The organism is Sphingomonas zeicaulis (assembly GCF_050433225.1).
Classification (GTDB): domain Bacteria; phylum Pseudomonadota; class Alphaproteobacteria; order Sphingomonadales; family Sphingomonadaceae; genus Sphingomonas_D; species Sphingomonas_D zeicaulis.
Genome location: NZ_JBNPXQ010000001.1, coordinates 1,618,277 through 1,637,380 on the forward strand (window position 1 = coordinate 1,618,277; position 19,104 = coordinate 1,637,380).

The window sequence follows — 19,104 nt, forward strand, 5'->3', positions numbered from 1 at the left end:
GCCTCTTAACCTCACCCGCCTGCTCGGAAACCGCAATTTTGCTTGGGGGCCGCCAAGCGCCTCAATCGCCGGTCAGGATGCGATCGACGAGCTGCTTCACCGAAGGCACGAAGCCGTTCGAATAGAACGGATCCTTCTTGAAGTTATAGGCATTGTGACCGGCGAACATCAGGTTCTGCTCGGTATCGCCGCCATGCGCGATATCCTGCAGAGTCTTCTGGATGCAGAAGCTACGCGGATCGGCGAGCCGGCCGGTCGAGTTGGTCTCGCTGTCCATCCACGACGAAAAGGAACATTGGCTGAGGCAGCCCATGCAATCGGCCTGGTCCTTGCGGATTATGCCCTTTTCCTCTGTGGTCACGAACACCAGCGTGTTGTCCGGCGTCTTCAGCGCATCGGTGAAGCCGTGGCCGAACCATTCGCGCGCGCGCAGCAGGTCGTTGCGCGTCACCCAGAAATTCTTGCCCTTCACGCCTACGTCGAGCTGATACTGGTGGTCGCCCGCTGCCTCGAGCGAGAAGGCGATCTGCCGTTCCGAACGCGCTTCGAGGTGGCGCAGGAACGGGTTACGGACGGCGCTGGAATAGAAGCCGGTCGGCGAGAAGCGGTGCAGCAACACATCGCCCTCGTCGAGCGTCATCAGCCGCGCCTTCCACTCTTCCGGGATCGGACTCTCGCGCGTCAGCAGCGGACGTGTGCCGAACTGGAAGGCGATGCTGCCCAGTTCGTCATTGTCGATCCAGTGGTTCCAGTCGCGCAGATACCAGACGCCGCCGGCCATCACGATCGGCACATCGTCCGAGATGCCGCCTTCGCGCATCGTTTCGCGCAGCGCCTTCACGCGTGGATAAGGATCCTCGGGACGCAGCGGATCTTCGGCGTTGGACAGGCCGTTGTGGCCTCCGGCGAGCCACGGATCCTCATAGACCACCGCCGCCAGCCAATCCGACGCCTTCGAATAAGCGCGCTTCCACAATGCGCGGAATGCGCGCGCGGAACTGATGATCGGAAGATAGTTGACGTTGTAGGAAGCGGCGATCTCGCTGAGCTTGTAGGGCATGCCAGCGCCGCAGGTGACGCCCGCCACTAGCCCGCGTGTCCGCTCAAGCACGCCGTGCAGCACTTCCTGCGCGCCGCCCATTTCCCACAGCACGTTGATGTTGATCGCGCCCTTGCCGCCCGCAATGTCGAACGCGCGCTTCACCTGCTCCACCGCGCCCTCAATGGCGTAGGCAATCAGCTCCTCATGGCGTTCCCGCCGAGTCTTGGCATGATAAACCTGCGGGATGATCTTGCCCGTGGGGTCATAGCTGTCGGCGTTCACGGCCGAAACGGTGCCGATGCCGCCTGCCGCCGCCCATGCGCCCGAGCTGGTGTGGTTCGAAACTGCCACACCCTTGCCGCCCTCGATGAGCGGCCAAACCTCGCGACCGGCATAGACAATGGGCTTCAGACCCTTGAACATCGACACTCCTCAACTGCTCCCCAAAGTTTCGCTATAGCAGCGGCAGCGCACACCGTGCACCCCAGGCAGCGCGCAACAAGCGGGCGCCCTAGCCGAACATGACACGCTTTCCAAGGGCAGCCGTCCGAATCGGCGCCGAAGCCGCCATTGCGCCTGGGCTCGAGACTCAGTTGCGGGCGGCAAGCACCCGTCCGAGCAGCCGGTCGATCGCGGCCACGGCCTCGGGCTCACACAAGGTCGGCGTGTGGCCGATCCTGTCGATCGTCACGGTCTCGGCTTGCGGCAGCGTCGTCGCCATCCGCTCCAGCGTCCCCTCCCCCAGCACGTCGGACAGCGCGCCGCGGACGATCAGGCTCGGTACGGTGCGGAACGGCGCGAGCGCCGGCCAAAGATCGATGCCGGCATCGCTGCCGGGCAGATGGAAGGGCTCGGCGATCTTGAGGTCGTAATCGTTGACGATGCGGCCGTTGCTGGTGAGCCGGTAGAGCCGCTTCGCCATCGCGAGCCAATCGGTAAGCTGGTAATGTGGATAGACCGCGCCCTGCGTCTCGGCGAGCGACCGTGCCGCGTGCAGCCAGGTCGGCCAGCTTCCGCCCTTGCCGACATAGGCGCGGATCCGCGTGCTGCCGGCGGGCTCGATCACCGGACCGACATCGTTGAAGAGCGCGCCGGCGATCTGCTCCTTGCCGGTGGAGCCCAGCAGCATCGTCACGATGCCGCCCAGCGAAGTGCCGAAGGCGACATAGGATGTCACCTTCAGTTCCTCGAACAGCCGCTCGATATCCTGGACATAGGTGAGCGGCACATAACTCATCGCATCGCGCGCATAGGCACTCTCGCCGCGCCCCCGCAGATCGACGCAGATCACGCGCCAGTCGCCCGCCAGCCGCGCCGCCACCTCGGCGAAGTCACGCGCGTTGCGGGTGAGGCCGGGGATGCACAGGATCGGCGGGCGCCCGTCGGCGCCACCTGGATAGTCGCGATAGTGGAGGCGGAGATTGTCGTTGGACCACCAATATCCGTCCACATAACCGGCCATCAACGCGCCTCCCTGCCTTGGGGCGTATCATATCGCGGCATGGCGGCGGCGCCGCAAGCGCCTCTCGGCGATCAGCGCGGCGGCGGCTTGGCCCCCTGCGGCTGAACACGGGCGAGCGGCACTGGGTTGATCGACACGCCGAAGAGCCGCCAACGCCCCTGAACCCATTGATAATGGAGATCGAATTCGATCGCGGTCGGACGCAGCCCGAAATAGCCCTGCAGCCGCAGGACATCGGGCTTCACCAGCGCGGGCGTGCGCGTGAAGCTGGGGGTGAGCAGCAGGCTGTTTGACAGATCGATGTTCTGTGCACGCAGGCTGGCGAAGATCTGGCCCAGCCGAGCGGCATCATTGTTGATTTGGAAACCCGGAGCGGAGAGATCGCGCAGCACCGAATAATTGCCAGCCAGATTGGCATGGTCGATCGCGACCAACGTGCTCCATACCATCTTGGAGAGTTGGAGTTCATCGGGCACGGGCACGGAGGACGGCCCCGGCACGGCGGCGGGCGGTGGCGCCTGCGCCGCCGCCTGCGCGATCGCCGCGCCGGCAAGCAGCACCGTCAGGAGGAAACGGACCGGGGCATAGCGCCCCGGTCCGGTCGGCAGGTCCATTTTCTTCATCGTGCGGATCACCATGCGACCTGGAATCCGCCGCGCGCTCCGACCTCGCCCGAATCGAAACCAAAGCCGACGCCTCCTGTTATCGCGGCGTTGGTGCCGACCCGCGCGCTGAACGCGGCGGTACCGGCGGTGCGATCCTGATAATAGCCAATGCCGCCGGAGAGTGCGAAACTGGTCTCTCCGGGCAGCATCGGCGTATCCATCGCCAGCGCCATTGCGACACCTTCATTGGCACGCCGTATCTCGCGACGCTGCACGCGGCTGATGTCGAAGAGGGTCGCCTGCCCGGCTTGCAGCGAACTGATCTGCGCCGATTGCTGGGTGTTGACCGTCTGGATCGCCGCGATCGCCGGGATGATCGTGTTGTTCTGGCCGAGCGTGCCCGACGCATCGACGGTGACCACGCCCACCGGCCCGCTCTGCGCCGCGGTGGAAGCGCCGATGTCACCCACGGTCACCGAGCTTCCCGCGCCGCCCAGCACGACCTGGTTGGCGCGTGTGGTGGTCGCACCAAAGCCGACCGCAGTCGAGCCATCGAACTGGGCGTTGGCATTCTTGCCGATCGCGCTGGCGTTGGCGCCCGCCGCCACCGCCTGATGGCCGACCGCGAGGCTAAGGCCGCCCGTTGCAGACGATTGCCAGCCGAACGCCTGCGCGCCGCGCCCTGAGGCGATCGCCTCGCCACCGACCGCAGTCGAGTGGAAGCCGGTCGCCTGCGCCTTGTCGCCGAACGCCGCGGCATCCTCGTCCGATGCAACGGCGAAGCTGCCGACCGCGACCGAGGTGGTGCCGGATGCCACCGCACTTTTGCCCACCGCAGTCGCGGTATCGCCGCTCGCCACCGATTGATGGCCAGAGGCCAGTGTCAGCGCGCCGGTGGCCTGCGATTGCCAGCCGAACGCCTGTGCGCCGCGGCCAGAAGCGACCGCCTCACCGCCAACCGCCGTCGAATGGAAGCCGGTCGCCTGTGCCTTGTCACCGAAGGCCGCCGCGTCCTCGTCCGACGCGACGGCGAAGCTGCCGACCGCGACCGAGGTGGTCCCCGATGCCACCGCGCTCTTGCCCACCGCCGTCGCGGTGTCGCCGCTCGCCACCGCCTGATGTCCCGAAGCGAGGCTTAGCGCCCCAGTGGCTTGCGCCTGCCAGCCAAATGCCTGCGACCCACGGCCCGAAGCGACCGATTCACCGCCGACGGCGGTCGAATGGAAGCCGCTGGCGGTCGCGAGGTCGCCCATCGCAACCGCATCCTCGTCGGATGCGAGCGACTGGTTGCCGACCGCGACCGAGGTCAGCCCGCTCGCGCCCGCCGCTTCGCCTACCGCGGTGGCGCGGACGCCGGTTGCCGAAGCGAGATGGCCGAGTGCCGTGGCGCGCTCTGCAAGCGCATCGGAACGCCAGCCGAACGCGCTGGCGCCTGGCCCCACCGCTTCCGCCTCCCCACCGACCGCTGTGGTCGAATTGCCGGTTGCGCGTGCGGGCGCAGCGCCGGCATCGTCGGACCCGATCGCCACGGCATCCACGCCGTCAGCGGTGGCGCCCGTGCCGACCGCCGTCGCGCCCGCCGGACCCGCGGTGGATAGCGCGCCGCATTCCGTGTTGTTCACGCCGGTCAGCGTGCTGTTGCACTCGGGGGTGACATCCGCCGCAGCGGGAGAAACGATCGATATCGTGCAAATACTCGCGGCCGCAAACAGTGCGGCACGCGCACCCTTGAAGGTCGGGGTCATGTTTCGCTCTCCTAGGCAATTAGGCCGATCGAACCATGTTTTCCGGTGCAAGCACCGCAACGACCCCGATATGCGACTCGTCGGCTTTTGGCAGCCTATGCTGGCACTTGGGCGCATGCAATTGATCTTGCATTTCATCTTGTGGCTGATCTTCGCGCAACTTGGCATGGGGGCGGATCGCGAAAGGCGCGGAATTCCTAGCGCGGCGGTATGGAATAGCCGAGCTAGGCCAAACGCAACAATCTCTCGATTGTCGCACGGCGGTGCCGCGACCATCTGCGGGTCGATGACATGTTCCGCTCAAGCCAGCCCCGTCGGTACGGTGCGACTGGTCGGCGCCGGCCCCGGCGATCCCGACCTGTTGACAGTGCGCGCCGCGCGTCTGATCGGCGCCGCACGGCTGATCGTGCATGACGGGCTGGTCGATGCCCGCATCCTCGCGATGGCCGCGCCCGGCGCCGAGCTTATCTCGGTCGCCAAACAGCGCAGCCGCCACACGATGAAACAGGAAGAGATCAACGCCCTGCTCGTGGCACGCGCCCTCGGCGGTGAGGATGTCGTGCGGTTGAAGGGCGGCGATTCATTCATCTTCGGCCGCGGCGGCGAAGAGGTCGACGCGTGTCAGGCCGCCGGCGTGCCGGTCGAGGTGGTGCCGGGCATCTCCGCGGCGATCGGCTGCGCGGCTGAGGCTTTGGTGCCGTTGACGCATCGTGACGCCGCCAGCGCGGTCAGCTTCGTTGCCGGCCAGTGCAAGGGACTCACCGAGCAGGATTGGTCCGGCCTTGCTGGCCATGGCCGCACATTGGTGATCTACATGGGCATCGCCACCGCCGATGCAATCGCCGAGAAGCTGATCGCCGACGGCGTTTCGCCGGGCATTCCTGTTGCCGTGCTCGAAAAGGGCGGACGACCGGATGCGCGCGCGCTGCGGACCTTGCTGGCTGACCTGGGTGGCCTGATCGCGCGCGAGCGCGTAACGAGCCCGGCGCTGATCGTCGTGGGGCAAGTCGCTGCCCGCGCCGACGCCAACCAGATGGCCATATTTGCCAAACAGGCGGAGCTTCTTGCGTGAAGATATTGACGGGTAATGATTTGAAGTCGGGCGCGGTGACATGGTGGACCGGCAGCGACTGGTCGCTCCACGTCGAGGACGCTGCCGACGTCGGTGAGCAGGGCGAGGCGATCGCCGCCGCCGAGGAAGGCGCACGCCGCGTCAACGGCCCCTATGTGATCGATGCGACCGCGACGCCCGAAGGCCCCCGCCCCGCCCATATCAAGGACCGCATCCGCGCGCTCGGCCCCACCGTCCGCACCGACCTGACCCTCAAGCCCGCCGACCCCGATGCCGGCAACTGGGTGATCTGATGTACCAGTACGACCAATATGACCAGGCGATCGTCGACGCGCGCGTCGAGGAGTTTCGCGATCAGGTCCGCCGCCGGATCTCGGGCGAGATGACCGAGGATCAGTTCAAGCCGCTGCGGCTGATGAACGGCCTCTACCTCCAGCTCCACGCCTATATGCTGCGCGTCGCCATCCCCTATGGCACGCTCAATGGCCGCCAGATGCGGATGCTGGCGCATATCGCGCGGAAATATGACCGCGACTATGGCCATTTCACCACGCGCCAGAACCTGCAGTACAACTGGATCAAGCTGGACGACGCGCCGGACATCCTCGCCGAACTGGCGACGGTGGAGATGCATGCAATCCAGACCAGCGGCAACTGCATCCGCAACATCAGTTCGGACCAGTTCGCCGGTGCCGCCGCCGAGGAGGTCGCCGATCCGCGCCCGTGGGCGGAACTGCTGCGGCAATGGTCGACCTTCCATCCGGAATTCAGCTACCTCCCGCGCAAGTTCAAGATCGCGGTGATCGCCTCCCCCACCGATCGCGCGGCGATGCGGCTGCACGACATCGGCATGGAGTTGGTGAAGCATGACGGCGTGCTGGGCGCCCGCGTGTTCGTGGGCGGCGGCATGGGCCGCACCCCGATGATCGCGCCCGAGATCAACCCGTTCGTGCCCGCCGAGGATCTGCTGAGCTATCTGGAGGCGTGCCTGCGCGTCTACAATCGCTACGGCCGCCGCGACAATATGTACAAAGCGCGGATCAAGATCCTGATCCACGAGATCGGCGCGGACGCCTATCGCGCGCAGGTCGAGGAAGAATTCGCGCATGTGAAGACGCTGAACCTCGATCCGCCCGCGGCCGAGTTCGATCGCATCGCTGCCTTCTTCGCGCCGCCGGCGTTCGAGACCGGGCTGGACGACAGCATCGACCGGACCGACCCGGATTTCGCGGTGTGGCTCGACCAGAATGTCTCCGCGCACAAGCAGCCGGGCTATGCCATCGTCACAATCAGCCTCAAGCCGATCGGCGGCATCCCCGGTGACGCGTCGTCCGCGCAGATCGACCTGATGGCCGACCTTGCGGAGCGCTACAGCTTCGATGAACTGCGCGTCACCCACGCGCAGAACATCGTGCTGCCGCACGTCCGCAAGGCCGATCTCTACGCGATCTGGCAGCAGCTTGCCGACAACGGCCTCGCCGAAGCCAATCTCGACCTGATCAGCGACATCATCGCCTGCCCGGGTCTGGACTATTGCAGCCTTGCCAATGCGCGTTCGATTCCGCTCGCGCAGAAGATTTCGGAGCGCTTCGGCGCCGCCGAGCGCCAGCGCGACATCGGTGAGCTCAAGCTCAAGATCTCGGGCTGCATCAACGCGTGTGGCCACCATCATGCGGGCCACATCGGCATCCTCGGCGTCGACCGGAAGGGCGTGGAGAATTACCAGCTCCTCCTCGGCGGATCGGGTGCGGAGGATGTCAGCCTCGGCAAGATCACCGGCCCCGGCTTCGACGAGGACGGCGTGGTCGACGCGATCGAGCGTGCGATCGAGAAATACAGGACGTTGCGGACCGACGGCGAACGCTTCGTCGATACCTACCGCCGCGTCGGCATGGAGCCGTTCAAGGAGGCGATTTATGGCTGAGCTGCGCTTTCGCGACGACCTGCCGCATGACGAACCGGCGGTGACTCTGGACTCGTTCCTTGACCAATCCAACGCCACTGCGGTGCGCATCGAGCCGGGTGACGATGCCCGCCAGCTGCTGCCGCATCTCGAGCGGCTGGCGCTGATCGACGTGAGCTTCCCCAAGTTCCGCGACGGCCGCGGTTATTCGGCGGCGCGCATCCTGCGTGAGGCCGGCTATGCGGGCGAACTGCGCGCCTCGGGCGACGTGCTGGTCGATCAGATCCTGCCGATGCGTCGCTGTGGCTTCGACAGCTTCCTGCCCGATGCGCCGCTCGATGCGGCGGTCGTGGAGGCAAGCCTCGCTCGTTATGATCATGTCTATCAGCGCGCAGCCGATGGCATCGCGCCAGTGTGGAAACTTCGTCATGGCTGAACCTGCGCTCGCGCGTCAGCGCGACCGGATCGACGTTGCCCCGCGCTTCACCGCGGCCGATGCGATCCGCCTCAACAATCTGTTCCGCGGCACCGACACACAGGAGATGCTGAAGACCCTGCTTACCGAGCAGATGCTCGGCGAGGTCGCGGTCGTCTCCTCGTTCGGGGCGGAATCCGCGGTACTGCTGCACCTGATCGCCTCGGTTGATCCGACCACGCCGGTGCTGTTCCTCGACACCGGCAAGCATTTTCCGGAAACGCTCGCCTATGCCAGGACGCTGACCGAGCGGTTGGGGCTCATCAACTTGCGCGTGCTGACGCCCGACGCGGAAGAGATCGCCAAGCGCGACGAGACCGGCCTGCGCTGGTCCTACGATCCCGATGGCTGCTGCGAGATCCGCAAGGTCAAGCCGCTGGAAAAGGCACTGGCCGGGCTCGATGCCTCGATTACCGGCCGCAAGGGCTTCCAGTCGAAGACCCGCGCTGGTCTGCCTCGCTTCGAACTCGACGGAGATCGGCTGAAGGTCAATCCACTCGCCAACTGGGACGGTGCAAAGCTTGAAGCCTATTTCGAGGCGCATGATCTGCCCCGCCACCCGCTGGTGGCGGAAGGCTATCCCTCGATCGGCTGCCAGCCCTGCACCAGCAAGGTGAAACCGGGCGAAGATCCTCGCGCCGGGCGTTGGCGCGGTTGGGACAAGGTGGAATGCGGCATTCATGTGCCCGTCGCCGATCCGGATGATCCCGCCAACCAGCCCGCCTTCTGATTCCATCCATCATCGTCGCGTCGATGATGGATGGTTGATCCCTGTCAAGTCGCTGCCAAGTAATTGTGCCAACCTTGATTTGGCGAACCCAAAGACGAGCAAACGCTCGCTTCTTTCTTGATTTTCCTACTGGAAGTCGTGGCTTGAATGCGCCATCCTGCGACTGACCTAATGGGTCGGTCGCACTGCAGATGCATAATGGGCCGCACTGCAGCAGAATAAAAATAGATCGTTCGTCCGCTGACGTTCCATAGGAGCAGGAACCATGAGTCGTCTCATGCGCACCCTGGCGATCGCAGGCGCATGCGCCCTCGCGGCGCCAGCCCTCTTTTTCTCGGCGCAATATTTCGCGCCGGCCGCCGACCACCTCGATCCGCCGGGCCGCACCGACAAGGCGTTCGATACGACGCCCGACCGCGCCGCCGACATCGCCGACGTCTATGCTTGGCACACCGATACCGCGCTCATCATTGCGATGACCTTCGCAGGCCCGGCGGCCACCAACCGCCCGGGCATCTACGACCGCGACGTCCTATACGGCATCAACGTCTCCACCGATGGCGTTCGCGAGACCACCGAAGTGCCGATCCGCGTCCGCTTCGGCAGCGGCGGCGGCGGCTACGGCGTGCAATTCTCCGGCCTTCCCGGGGTGGCCACTCCGTTTGCCGGGCCGGTTGAGACCGACCTCACCACGTCCAACGGCATCAAGGTGCGCGCCGGCCTGTTCGACGATCCCTTCTTCTTCGACCTTCAGGGTTTCCGTCAGACGCGTTCCACCGGCACGTTGAGCTTCGATAAGAATCGCAACTTCTTCGCCGGCCAGAACGACACCGCCATCGTCATCGAAATACCGCGGTCGGTGCTGCCGGAAGGTACCAACTCGGTCGATGTATGGGGCTCCACGGCCCGGTTCGCGGGAGGAGAATCCTGATGCGCAAGATTCTGAAAGCGCTGCCGATCGCGCTGTCGCTCGCATCGATGACGTCACTCGCCGCATGCGACGACAATGACGATCCGACGCCTACGCCCACGCCGACACCAACCCCGACGCCAACGCCCACCCCGACACCGACCCCCACCCCGACACCGACACCGACGCCGACGCCCACCGCGTTCAACGTCACGCCCTGCCTCACGCAGACGATCCCGGGAACGGGCCGAACGGTGGCGAGCCTGGTCATCCCGGACACGATCCACATCGATTTCTCGGCAGCTTCGGGCTTCCCCAACGGCCGCCGCCTGCCGGATCCGGTGATCGACGTGACTTTGGCCGTGATCTTCCTTGATCTGAGCAAGCACAGCCCGCTGACCTTGTTCAACCTGCCGCTCAACCCGCCGCAGAACGATGTGCCGTTCCGAACGACCTTCCCCTATCTCGCAGCGGCGCAAGGCACGCCACCTTTGCCTTCGGGGCCGGGCCGATTGTGGAATTTCCGGACCGATCCGGAATCCGCCTTCGTTCGCGTGGACCGGATGGGCATGCCGGCGGTCGCGACCGCTTTGGTGGGATCGTCCAACAAGAACGCCTATAACGACGACAGTCCCGAGCAGGATGTCCAGGGTGGCGGCAAATGGGCAGGCGAATTCGCCGGCCAGTTGACCACCTTGACCAACGCGCTCGCAGACGACCTCAAGGGGGCCGGGCTCACGCCCTGCGCCACCCCCGTCACGCCGTGACGATCGGCGCGGCCGGTGCCCGCGGGTGCCGGCCGCGCCATCTTGCTGTCGGCATGACCATCGCCCTTCCTCATTCGCGCGCTCCGCTGGCGCGGGTTCTTGTGCCAGCACTGCTCGTCGCGGCACTGCTCTTCCTTGCCACCCGCCTGTTCCAGACGACGCCACCGCCCGCCCCCGCCCCCGTGCCGGGCGCGCCGCCGATCCTGCTGCGAAGCGGCAGCCCGCAAAGCTATGCCGAGGCGGTTACCCGTGCCGACGAAGCCATTGACGGTGCCGCGCGACGCGCGCGCCAAATGCCGGGCCAGTGGCTGCCGCTCGAATCGTTGGCGCGCGCGCAGTTCGACCGCGCCCGGCTGACCGGTGACCTTGCATCCTATGTTGCTGCGCGAGACAGCTTCGCCCGCGCGTTCGAGGGGCTGCCGCCGATGGTCGGCCCACATCTGAGCCGCGCCGAATTCGCGCTGGGCACGCATGACCTGTCCGCCGCCGCCGCGGATCTCGACACGGTGGAAGCCTATGCAACGACCCCGGAGCCCGCCGAGCAAGCCGAAATCCAGGCGATGCGCGGCGATATCGCTTTCTATCGCGGCGATTACGGCCGCGCCTTGCGCCACTATCGCGCGGCCGCCGCCACTGCGCCGGCAACCGGCATCGACGTGCGCCTCGCGACCCGGTCGATGCGGCTCGGCAAGTTTGACGAAGCACTGCGCCTGCTCGACCTATCCGAGCGCGAAGCGAAGACGATCACGCCGCAAATCCTCGCGCGGATCGAACTGCAGCGCGGCATGATCGAGCGCATGCGTGGCGACTGGCCTGCCGCCACTCGCCATTTCGACAAGGCACTGGCGGTCTATCCGGGCTGGTGGCTGGCCGAACAGCAGCGCGCCGCGATGGCCGCGCTGGCCGGAGACACCGACGGCGCGATCCGCCGCTTCGAGGCACTGGCGGCGCGCAGTGGCATGCCCGAACCGATGGACGCGCTCGCAGCGCTCTACCGCGTGTCGGGCGACGGTGCGCAGTCACGCACTTGGTCGGCGCGCGCAGGCGCTCTGTGGGATGCGCGCGTCGCCGCCTTCCCCGCCGCTTTCGCCCAGCACGCCATTGACCATCATCTCGCCTTCGGCGATCCGGCCCGCGCGCTGCAGCTTGCCCGCAGCTCTTTCGCGGCGCGCCCGTTCGGGGAGACCGCGATCGCGCTTGCCGCGTCCCTGATCGCCAATGGCCATCCCGATCGTGCCATCGCAGTGCTCGCCGAGGTCGACCGCACCGGATGGGTCTCCGCGGAGCAACATCTGCTCGCCGCGCAGGCTCTGGCGATGCTTGGCCGCGGCGCGGATGCGGAGGCCGAGCGCGCGCGGGCACAGGCGATTGATCCGCATAGTTCCGATCGGAATCCGGCGCTGCTATGGTTCGATCATTGACGCTGTCGAACGCGCGGGAGGGATGATGGGGAATTTCCGGTTGGTCCGGCTGATTGCGGCGCTATTCGCAGCACTCGTCCTGGCGTCGCCCGCAGCGGCGCACCTTACGCCCAATTCCGAGATCGAATTGGAGATCGGCCAGCGCGACGTCGTAGCCGAGATCGCGATCCCGCTCAGCGAAGTCGAATATGCGATGGGCAGGCGCTTCGCAGTGGCGCCTGACGGAACGCTGGGCGCCGGCCAAGCGCAGATCATCGCCTATGTCCGCAAGCGCCTGATGCTGTCCACCAGCGACGCGCGCTGGCGGGTCGCGTCCACCGGCTTCAGGACTGTCGACAATGGCGGCTCCTACGATGTTCACCTCAAATTCCGCGCGACGCCGCCCGCCGGCCGATCGCCGCGCCGCTTCGACCTCGACTATCGCGCGGTGATCGACGCCGTCCCCAGCCATTTCGTGCTGGTGCTGCTGCGATCCGACTATGCCGGCGGCGCGATCAGCCATGAACCCGAACTGCTCGGCGGATTGCGGAGCAAGACGACAGTGCTGCATATAAACCGCGGCGCCGGTAGCGCGTGGAATGGCTTCGCCTCGTCGATCGGCCTCGGCATGCAGCATATTGCCGAGGGGCACGACCATCTGCTGTTCCTGCTCGCGCTGCTGCTCCCCGCCCCCGTAGTCGCCGCCGCCGGGCGCTGGACCGGCTATGCCGGCGTGCGCGGCGCGGCGCGCAAGCTCTTCCGCATCGTCACTGCCTTCACCATCGGCCATTCGGTGACATTGATCGGCGGCGCCTTCTTCGGCTGGCAATTGCCCGCGCAGCCGGTGGAGGTGCTGATCGCGCTGTCGATCCTGGTCTCCGCAGCCCACGCCTTCCGCCCGATCTTCCCCGGCCGCGAGGCGATCGTGGCGGCCGGTTTCGGCCTGATCCACGGCCTGGCCTTTGCCACGCTGGTGGGCAATTACGGGCTCGATCCGTGGCAGAAGGCGCAGTCGATCCTGGGGTTCAACCTCGGCATCGAACTGGTGCAGTTGCTGGTCGTCGCTTGCGTGATGCCGGCCTTGATGCTGCTCGCCCGCGCCCGCGCCTATCCCCCCGTCCGCCTGGCCGGCGCCGGCTTCTCCGCGATCGCGGCGAGTGCCTGGCTGATCGAGCGGCTCTTTGGCACCAGCAACATCCTCGCCAGCGCGATCGATTCGATGCTGGTCCATGCGCCCTGGCTGATCCTGGCGCTGACGCTGGCGGCAGTGGCGGTGTTCTGGAGTCGGCGGCGGACGCTGGCTTCGATGTAGGCTGACGTTCGGGGTCCGTTATTCGTACCCCGTCCGATCGGGCAGATAGGCATCATCGATCAGATCGCTGAACTTGGTGATGCTGCTCTCGAACTTCAGCTTTACGCGGCCGGTCGAGCCGTGGCGCTGCTTGGCGACGATCAGTTCAGCGGTGCCGGCCACGGTCTGCATCTTGCGGCCCCATTCATTATAGGCCTCATGCACCTTGGCATCGTCCTCGGGCCCCGGAACCTTGGGCTCGACCGACTGAACGTAATATTCCTCGCGATACACGAACAGCACGATATCGGCGTCCTGCTCGATCGAGCCGGACTCGCGAAGGTCCGAAAGCTGCGGTCGCTTGTCCTCGCGGTTTTCGACCTGACGGCTGAGCTGGGACAGCGCGATCACCGGCAGATGGAGTTCCTTGGCGAGCGTCTTCAGTCCGCGGCTGATCTCCGAGATTTCCTGCACACGGTTGCCGTCCTTGTTCTTACCCGAACCGGTCAGCAGCTGGAGGTAATCGACGATGATCATGCCGATGTCGTGCCGGCGCTTCAGCCGGCGCGCGCGGGTGGTGAGCGCGGCGATGGTGAGGCCGGCGGTGTCGTCGATGAAGAGCGGCAGATCCTCCAGTTCGCTCGCGGCGCGGGCGAATTTGGTGAACTCCTCGCGGGTCAGCGAGCCCGAGCGGATCTTGTGCGCGATCACGCCCGACTGCTCGGCGAGGATACGCGTCGCGAGCTGGTCGGCGGACATTTCGAGGCTGAAAAAGGCCACTTTTGCGCCCAGCGACTTCTCGTGCGGGATGCCGTCCTGCTTGTCACGCAGATAGCGCTTGGCGGCGTTGAACGCGACGTTGGTGGCGAAGGAGGTCTTGCCCATGCCGGGGCGGCCGGCGAGGATGAGAAGATCGCTGTGGTGGAGACCGCCGGTCTTGGCGTTGACCGAATCCATGCCGGTGGTGACGCCGGAGATCTTGCCGCCGGCATTCTGCGCCTTCTCGGCAAGATCGACCGCCAGCTTGGTCGCCTGAACGAAGCTCTTGGTCGACCCGGTCTCGCCGCCTTCCTCGGCCACCTTGTAGAGCCGCATCTCGGCGCTCTCGATCTGCGCGCGCGGATCGACAGCCTCGCTGGTATCCATCGCCGAATCGACGAGATCGCGGCCGACGCCGACCAGCGCGCGCAGCATCGCGAGATCATAGATCTGCTTGGCGAAATCCTTGGCGCCGATCAGGCCGGCGCCGCTGCCGGTGAGTTGCGCCAAATAGATCGGCCCGCCGAGCGCGCGCATCTGCTCGTCGCTCTCGAACAGCGGCTTCAACGTCACCGGATTGGCGATGGTGCCGCCGGTGGTCAGCCGCAGGATCGCATCATAGATCTTGCCGTTGAGCGGATCGAAGAAATGATCGCTGCGCAATTTCTGCATCACGTCTTCGGCGACGCGGTTGTCGATCATCATCGCGCCGAGCAGCGCGGCTTCGGCCTCGACATTGTGGGGCAGTTCGCGCGGGGTTTCGGCCGCGGCATTGGACACGATCTGGAACTGGGGTTCGGGCATGGCGCCATTGTCGACCTTTCGCCCCTCCGGCTCAACCCCCTTGGGGCGACCGACGCGGGCATTGAGGCAAACCGCCTTCCCCGATAGAGCGGAACGAACCATGGCCGATCCGCGCATCATCGACATCGCTCTCGACGAGCGCTCCATCCTGTGGAGGAGCGCGGATGTCGAGCAGGAGCGCCGGATCGCAATCTTCGATCTGATCGAGGGCAATTATTTCGCCCCGAAGCGCGAGCATCCCGATGGCTATGCCGGCCCCTACCGCATCCAGTTGGGTGTCGAGGAAGGGCGGCTGGCGCTTCACATCAAGCGGGAGGATGATTCGCCGCTCGAATCGCTGATCCTCGGCCTCGGCCGGTTCCGCCGGCCGATTCGGGATTATTTCGCGATCTGCGACAGCTACTATCAGGCCATTCGCCAGTCGACGCCGCAGCAGATCGAGACGGTCGACATGGCCCGCCGCGCCGTCCACAACGATGCCGCCGAGTTGCTGCGAACAGCGCTCGACGGCAAGATCGATGTCGATTTCGATACCGCCCGCCGCCTCTTCACGCTGATCTGCGTCCTCCACATCAAGGGATGAACTTGCAAACCCGTCCAAAGCGGACGCTCGGGCGTCTGCTCGCGCGCGTGCTCGCCGTAATTCTGCTGATCGCCGGCCTGATCGCGCTCGGCTGGGCCTGGGCCCAGCGCTGGCGCCCCGGTGACGAGACCTTCCCCACCCAGGGCGTCGACGTGTCCCACCATCAGGGGCCGATCGAATGGCACATGCTGCGCGCCGCCGGCGCCGACTTCGCCTATATCAAGGCCACCGAGGGCGCGGCGTTGCGCGACGACGCGTTCGAGGCCAACTGGCGTGATTCGCGCGCGGCGGGCGTTCGCCATGGCGCCTATCATTTCTTCACTCTGTGCCGCTCGGGTAGCGACCAGGCGACCAACTTCATCGCTACCGTCCCACGCGAGGCCGATGCGCTGCCGCCCGCGGTCGACCTCGAATTCGGCGGCAATTGCGCGGCGCGCCCCTCACGCGACGCGCTGATCGCCGAGGTCGGCCGCTTCCTCACCGCGATCGAGGCGCACGCCGGCAAGCCGGCAGTGCTCTACGTCACCCGCGAGTTCGAAGACGCCTATCGGGTCAGCGATGCGTTCGATCGCCCGCTATGGCTGCGCAGGCTGGCGCTGCGCCCCACTTATGGAGCAAGACGCTGGGCGATGTGGCAGGCAAGCAATATCCACCGCGTCGACGGCATCGATGGGCCGGTGGACTGGAATGTGATGAGACGATGACCGACGAAAACTATGATCCCGCTCCGCTGATCGCCGCCGCACGCGCCGCGGCCGTGCACGCGCACGCCCCCTATTCGCGCTTCGGCGTGGGCGCCGCGCTGTTGCTGACCGACGGCAGCATCGTCACCGGCACCAATTTCGAGAATGCCAGCTATGGCCTGTCGCTGTGCGGCGAGACGGTGGCACTCGCCAAGGCCAACAGCGAAGGGCGCCTGCGCGACGTGGCGGCGATCGCGGTGATCGGCGGCATGCTCGGCGCCGATGGCGCGATCACCGGCAGCGATCCGGTGCGCCCCTGCGGACGTTGCCGGCAGATCCTCAACGAGGCGGCGCAGCTTGGCGGGCGCGACGTGACGATCTGGTGCGCATCGGGCGACGGCGCGACGGTAGAGCGCTTCCGCCTGTCAGACCTGCTGCCCAACGCCTTCGGCCCCGCCGACCTCGGCATCGGCTGAACCGATGCGCCGCACGCTGCTGATCGTCCATCATTCGGCGACTGGCGGCACGCGGCAGATGGCAGAGGCAGCCGCCGAGGGTGCGCGGCGGGTGGACGGGGTCGGCGTCCTTTCGCGCCATGCTGCAGAGGCCGGCGCCGACGACCTGCTCGGCGCCGACCTCTATCTCTTCGCAACGCCCGAAATGCTGGCGGCGATGGCCGGCGTGATGAAGGGCTTCTTCGACCGCAGCTATTATCCGGTGCTCGGCCGCATCGAAGGCCGGCCCTATGCGGCAATGGTCTGCGCGGGCAGCGACGGCGGCAACGCGGTGCGTCAGGTCGAGCGCATCGCCACCGGCTGGCGCCTCAAGCGCGTCGCCGAACCGCTGATCGTCTGCACGCATGCACAGACGCCGGAGGCGATCCTGGCGCAGAAGCATATCGCCCCGAAGGATCTGGATCGCTGCCGCGAGACCGGCGAAATGCTTGCCACCGGTCTGTCGCTGGGAATCTTCTGATCAGCACTGCGCTGGACGTTTGCGGCGCTCCGCTCGCGCTGGTAGGCCCTGGGACCATGTTCAACGACATCTCCTCCCCCGCCGCGCTCCTCGCCACCCGCCGTTCCGGCAAGCCGCGCGACATGGTGGCGCCGGGGCCGGATGATGCGCAGCTCCGCACCATCCTGGCGGCGGCGATCCGCGTGCCCGACCATGGCAAGCTGGCGCCGTGGCGCTTCGTGATCGTCCCCGCCGACAAGCGGGAGGCGCTGGCGGCGCTGCTGGTCGACTCCTATCGCACCGGCCGGCCCGAGGCCGGGCGGCTGGAAGTGGAGGCGATGGAGCAGTTCGCACGGCAGGCGCCGACGCTGGTGGTCGCCCTCTCCTCGCCCCGCCCCGAAAGCCATATCCCGCTGTGGGAACAGGAATTGTCGGCGGGTGCGGCGTGCATGAACCTGCTCGTCGCCGCGCACGCGCATGGCTTCGTCGGCGGCTGGCTAACCGGCCCGATGACCTATGACGAGCGCGTGCGCGACGCGTTCGGGGCAGCGCCGGAACGGATCGCAGGCTTCGTCTTCATCGGATCGCCCTCGCGCCCGCTCGAGGAACGTCCCCGTCCAGCTTATGACGCGGTCGTTTCGACCTGGGCGGGCTGATCGCTGCTTGCGAAGGGACTCGACGCCGCGCTGTCTTGCTGTATTACGGAAGCATGACAGCGCTTGAGAGCGACGACAGCCCGATCTACCTCCGCCTGCGCGGCATCATCGTTGCCGCCATCCTCGACGGCGCCTATCGCGAGGGCGACCAGCTTCCTTCGGTTCGCGCCTTCGCCGCCGAACATGGCGCCAATCCGCTGACCGTGGCCAAGGCCTATCAGACCTTCCAGGACGATGGCTATGTTACGGTGCGCCGCGGCGTCGGCATGTTCGTGGCGCCGGGCGCGGTCGAACGGTTACGCGATACAGAACGCGCGCAATTCCTCGAACGCGTATGGCCGCGGGTGAAGGCGCAGATGGATCGCGTCGGCCTCGCCGCCGAAGATCTGTTGGATCGCGCGCACGCCTGATCGGTCAGGCCGTCCTGAGTTGCGGGGCCGGTTGAGGTGCGGCGGTGAGCGCGCGCAGTTCCAGTTCGATGGCGCCCTCCTTCACGGACAGCACATTATAGGACGGCGCCGTGTCGCGGACGCGCTCGGACAGCGTGCCCGCGCCGATCAACCGCACCGTACGACCGCCCACAGCATGCGCGACATCGAACGGGTCATGGACATGGCCGGTCAGCACCGCGTGTGCGCCGGCGGCGGCAAGCTTTTCGAGCGCGGCGGAGCCACCGCGGGTCCGCGCGCTCGATCGCGTGCCCGCCTCGATCAGCGGATGATGGCAGGCCACCAGTACGACATGGTCGGCCGGCGCCGCGCGCGCCAGGACCAGAGCGGAGGCAAGGCTGCGGCTGCCGACCTTGCCTTTCGACCAGTTGAGCCGCCATTGCGCCCGTGCCGTCGTCTTGAGTGGCACCAGCGTCACGCCGTCGAGGTCGAGCGGGCGTTCGATCATCCGTTCCAAGCGGCGGTAGCGTTTATAGGGCGTGGCGAAGCGCGCCAGCGGGTTGAGGTAGGGTAGGTCATGATTGCCGACCTCGACCGTGACCGGCACTGCCAGCGCCTCCAGCCACGCCGCCGCCGCCGCAAACTCCTGCGAGCGCGCGCGCATCGTGAGGTCACCGGTGACGATCACGGCGTCGGGCCGCTCGACACGCACTTCGTTCTGGAACCAGTCGAGCGCGATCCGATCCTCCATGCCGAAATGAAGATCGCTGATGTGGTAGAGCTTGGTCATATCCATTTAACGCGCGAGCGGCGCAGCCCGCTCCACCTTTGGCCGAGATCGACGGAAATGCTAACGCGGTCATTCGATGAAGCG

The 19,104-nt window shown here is 66.4% G+C and carries 21 protein-coding genes; 15 read left to right on the top strand and 6 right to left on the bottom strand.

Annotated elements, in window-relative coordinates:
- Nucleotides 1-61 precede the first annotated feature (61 nt).
- The 4 genes from FHS96_RS07635 to FHS96_RS07650 all read right to left on the bottom strand — a co-directional run bounded on the left by FHS96_RS07635 (nucleotide 62) and on the right by FHS96_RS07650 (nucleotide 4,854).
- Nucleotides 62-1,465 (bottom strand): NAD(P)H-dependent flavin oxidoreductase, encoded by a 1,404-nt coding sequence (locus tag FHS96_RS07635; RefSeq protein ID WP_429588868.1) that lies wholly within the window; start codon nucleotides 1,463-1,465, stop codon nucleotides 62-64.
- Between the two features lie 166 nt (nucleotides 1,466-1,631).
- Nucleotides 1,632-2,504, bottom strand: a complete 873-nt coding sequence (locus tag FHS96_RS07640) for an alpha/beta fold hydrolase (RefSeq protein ID WP_429588869.1) — start codon at nucleotides 2,502-2,504, stop codon at nucleotides 1,632-1,634.
- A gap of 71 nt (nucleotides 2,505-2,575) precedes the next feature.
- Nucleotides 2,576-3,142 (bottom strand): hypothetical protein, encoded by a 567-nt coding sequence (locus tag FHS96_RS07645; protein WP_429588870.1) that lies wholly within the window; start codon nucleotides 3,140-3,142, stop codon nucleotides 2,576-2,578.
- Nucleotides 3,136-4,854 carry a YadA-like family protein gene (locus FHS96_RS07650; RefSeq protein ID WP_429588871.1) on the bottom strand — a complete coding sequence of 573 codons (1,719 nt, stop codon included), beginning with the start codon at nucleotides 4,852-4,854 and terminating at the stop codon, nucleotides 3,136-3,138. The genes FHS96_RS07645 and FHS96_RS07650 overlap by 7 nt, the downstream gene beginning before the upstream one ends.
- A gap of 286 nt (nucleotides 4,855-5,140) precedes the next feature.
- On the opposite strand from FHS96_RS07650, the gene cobA reads away from it, so the two are divergent.
- The 9 genes from cobA to FHS96_RS07695 all read left to right on the top strand — a co-directional run bounded on the left by cobA (nucleotide 5,141) and on the right by FHS96_RS07695 (nucleotide 13,423).
- Nucleotides 5,141-5,926 (top strand): uroporphyrinogen-III C-methyltransferase, encoded by a 786-nt coding sequence (cobA, locus tag FHS96_RS07655; RefSeq protein WP_429588872.1) that lies wholly within the window; start codon nucleotides 5,141-5,143, stop codon nucleotides 5,924-5,926.
- Nucleotides 5,923-6,219, top strand: a complete 297-nt coding sequence (locus FHS96_RS07660) for a DUF2849 domain-containing protein (RefSeq protein ID WP_429588873.1) — start codon at nucleotides 5,923-5,925, stop codon at nucleotides 6,217-6,219. The genes cobA and FHS96_RS07660 overlap by 4 nt, the downstream gene beginning before the upstream one ends.
- Nucleotides 6,219-7,850, top strand: a complete 1,632-nt coding sequence (locus FHS96_RS07665; RefSeq protein WP_429588874.1) for a nitrite/sulfite reductase — start codon at nucleotides 6,219-6,221, stop codon at nucleotides 7,848-7,850. The genes FHS96_RS07660 and FHS96_RS07665 overlap by 1 nt, the downstream gene beginning before the upstream one ends.
- Nucleotides 7,843-8,265: a DUF934 domain-containing protein gene (locus FHS96_RS07670; RefSeq protein ID WP_429588875.1), complete on the top strand. Its 423-nt coding sequence runs from the start codon at nucleotides 7,843-7,845 to the stop codon at nucleotides 8,263-8,265. The genes FHS96_RS07665 and FHS96_RS07670 overlap by 8 nt, the downstream gene beginning before the upstream one ends.
- Nucleotides 8,258-9,034 (top strand): phosphoadenylyl-sulfate reductase, encoded by a 777-nt coding sequence (locus tag FHS96_RS07675; protein ID WP_429588876.1) that lies wholly within the window; start codon nucleotides 8,258-8,260, stop codon nucleotides 9,032-9,034. The genes FHS96_RS07670 and FHS96_RS07675 overlap by 8 nt, the downstream gene beginning before the upstream one ends.
- Nucleotides 9,035-9,299: 265 nt before the next feature.
- Nucleotides 9,300-9,965 carry a DUF4331 family protein gene (locus FHS96_RS07680; RefSeq protein ID WP_429588877.1) on the top strand — a complete coding sequence of 222 codons (666 nt, stop codon included), beginning with the start codon at nucleotides 9,300-9,302 and terminating at the stop codon, nucleotides 9,963-9,965.
- Entirely contained in the window at nucleotides 9,965-10,711 is a 747-nt protein-coding gene (locus FHS96_RS07685) for a DUF4331 family protein (RefSeq protein WP_429588878.1), read from the top strand. The genes FHS96_RS07680 and FHS96_RS07685 overlap by 1 nt, the downstream gene beginning before the upstream one ends.
- Nucleotides 10,712-10,764: 53 nt before the next feature.
- Nucleotides 10,765-12,132 carry a tetratricopeptide repeat protein gene (locus FHS96_RS07690; RefSeq protein ID WP_429588879.1) on the top strand — a complete coding sequence of 456 codons (1,368 nt, stop codon included), beginning with the start codon at nucleotides 10,765-10,767 and terminating at the stop codon, nucleotides 12,130-12,132.
- 40 nt (nucleotides 12,133-12,172) lie between these two features.
- Nucleotides 12,173-13,423 (top strand): HupE/UreJ family protein, encoded by a 1,251-nt coding sequence (locus FHS96_RS07695; protein WP_429588880.1) that lies wholly within the window; start codon nucleotides 12,173-12,175, stop codon nucleotides 13,421-13,423.
- A gap of 18 nt (nucleotides 13,424-13,441) precedes the next feature.
- Here FHS96_RS07695 and FHS96_RS07700 read toward each other — a convergent pair whose 3' ends face one another.
- Nucleotides 13,442-14,965: a replicative DNA helicase gene (locus FHS96_RS07700; RefSeq protein WP_429589690.1), complete on the bottom strand. Its 1,524-nt coding sequence runs from the start codon at nucleotides 14,963-14,965 to the stop codon at nucleotides 13,442-13,444.
- A gap of 100 nt (nucleotides 14,966-15,065) precedes the next feature.
- On the opposite strand from FHS96_RS07700, the gene FHS96_RS07705 reads away from it, so the two are divergent.
- From FHS96_RS07705 to FHS96_RS07730, 6 genes are read left to right on the top strand one after another with little or no spacing between them, the layout of a single operon-like run.
- Complete coding sequence (locus FHS96_RS07705; protein ID WP_429588881.1) at nucleotides 15,066-15,548, top strand: UPF0262 family protein; 483 nt, start codon at nucleotides 15,066-15,068, stop codon at nucleotides 15,546-15,548.
- A gap of 2 nt (nucleotides 15,549-15,550) precedes the next feature.
- Nucleotides 15,551-16,252, top strand: a complete 702-nt coding sequence (locus FHS96_RS07710; RefSeq protein ID WP_429588882.1) for a GH25 family lysozyme — start codon at nucleotides 15,551-15,553, stop codon at nucleotides 16,250-16,252.
- Nucleotides 16,249-16,707, top strand: coding sequence for a cytidine deaminase (locus FHS96_RS07715; protein ID WP_429588883.1), 459 nt, complete (start codon nucleotides 16,249-16,251; stop codon nucleotides 16,705-16,707). The genes FHS96_RS07710 and FHS96_RS07715 overlap by 4 nt, the downstream gene beginning before the upstream one ends.
- A gap of 4 nt (nucleotides 16,708-16,711) precedes the next feature.
- A complete protein-coding gene (locus tag FHS96_RS07720) occupies nucleotides 16,712-17,206 on the top strand; it encodes a flavodoxin family protein (RefSeq protein WP_429588884.1) in 495 nt (164 codons plus the stop codon).
- A gap of 56 nt (nucleotides 17,207-17,262) precedes the next feature.
- Nucleotides 17,263-17,841: a nitroreductase family protein gene (locus FHS96_RS07725; RefSeq protein ID WP_429588886.1), complete on the top strand. Its 579-nt coding sequence runs from the start codon at nucleotides 17,263-17,265 to the stop codon at nucleotides 17,839-17,841.
- A gap of 53 nt (nucleotides 17,842-17,894) precedes the next feature.
- Entirely contained in the window at nucleotides 17,895-18,251 is a 357-nt protein-coding gene (locus FHS96_RS07730) for a GntR family transcriptional regulator (protein ID WP_429588888.1), read from the top strand.
- A 4-nt stretch (nucleotides 18,252-18,255) separates the two neighbouring features.
- Here the strand turns inward: FHS96_RS07730 and FHS96_RS07735 are convergent, their stop codons facing one another.
- A complete protein-coding gene (locus FHS96_RS07735; RefSeq protein WP_429589693.1) occupies nucleotides 18,256-19,020 on the bottom strand; it encodes a metallophosphoesterase family protein in 765 nt (254 codons plus the stop codon).
- Nucleotides 19,021-19,104: the final 84 nt, after the last annotated feature.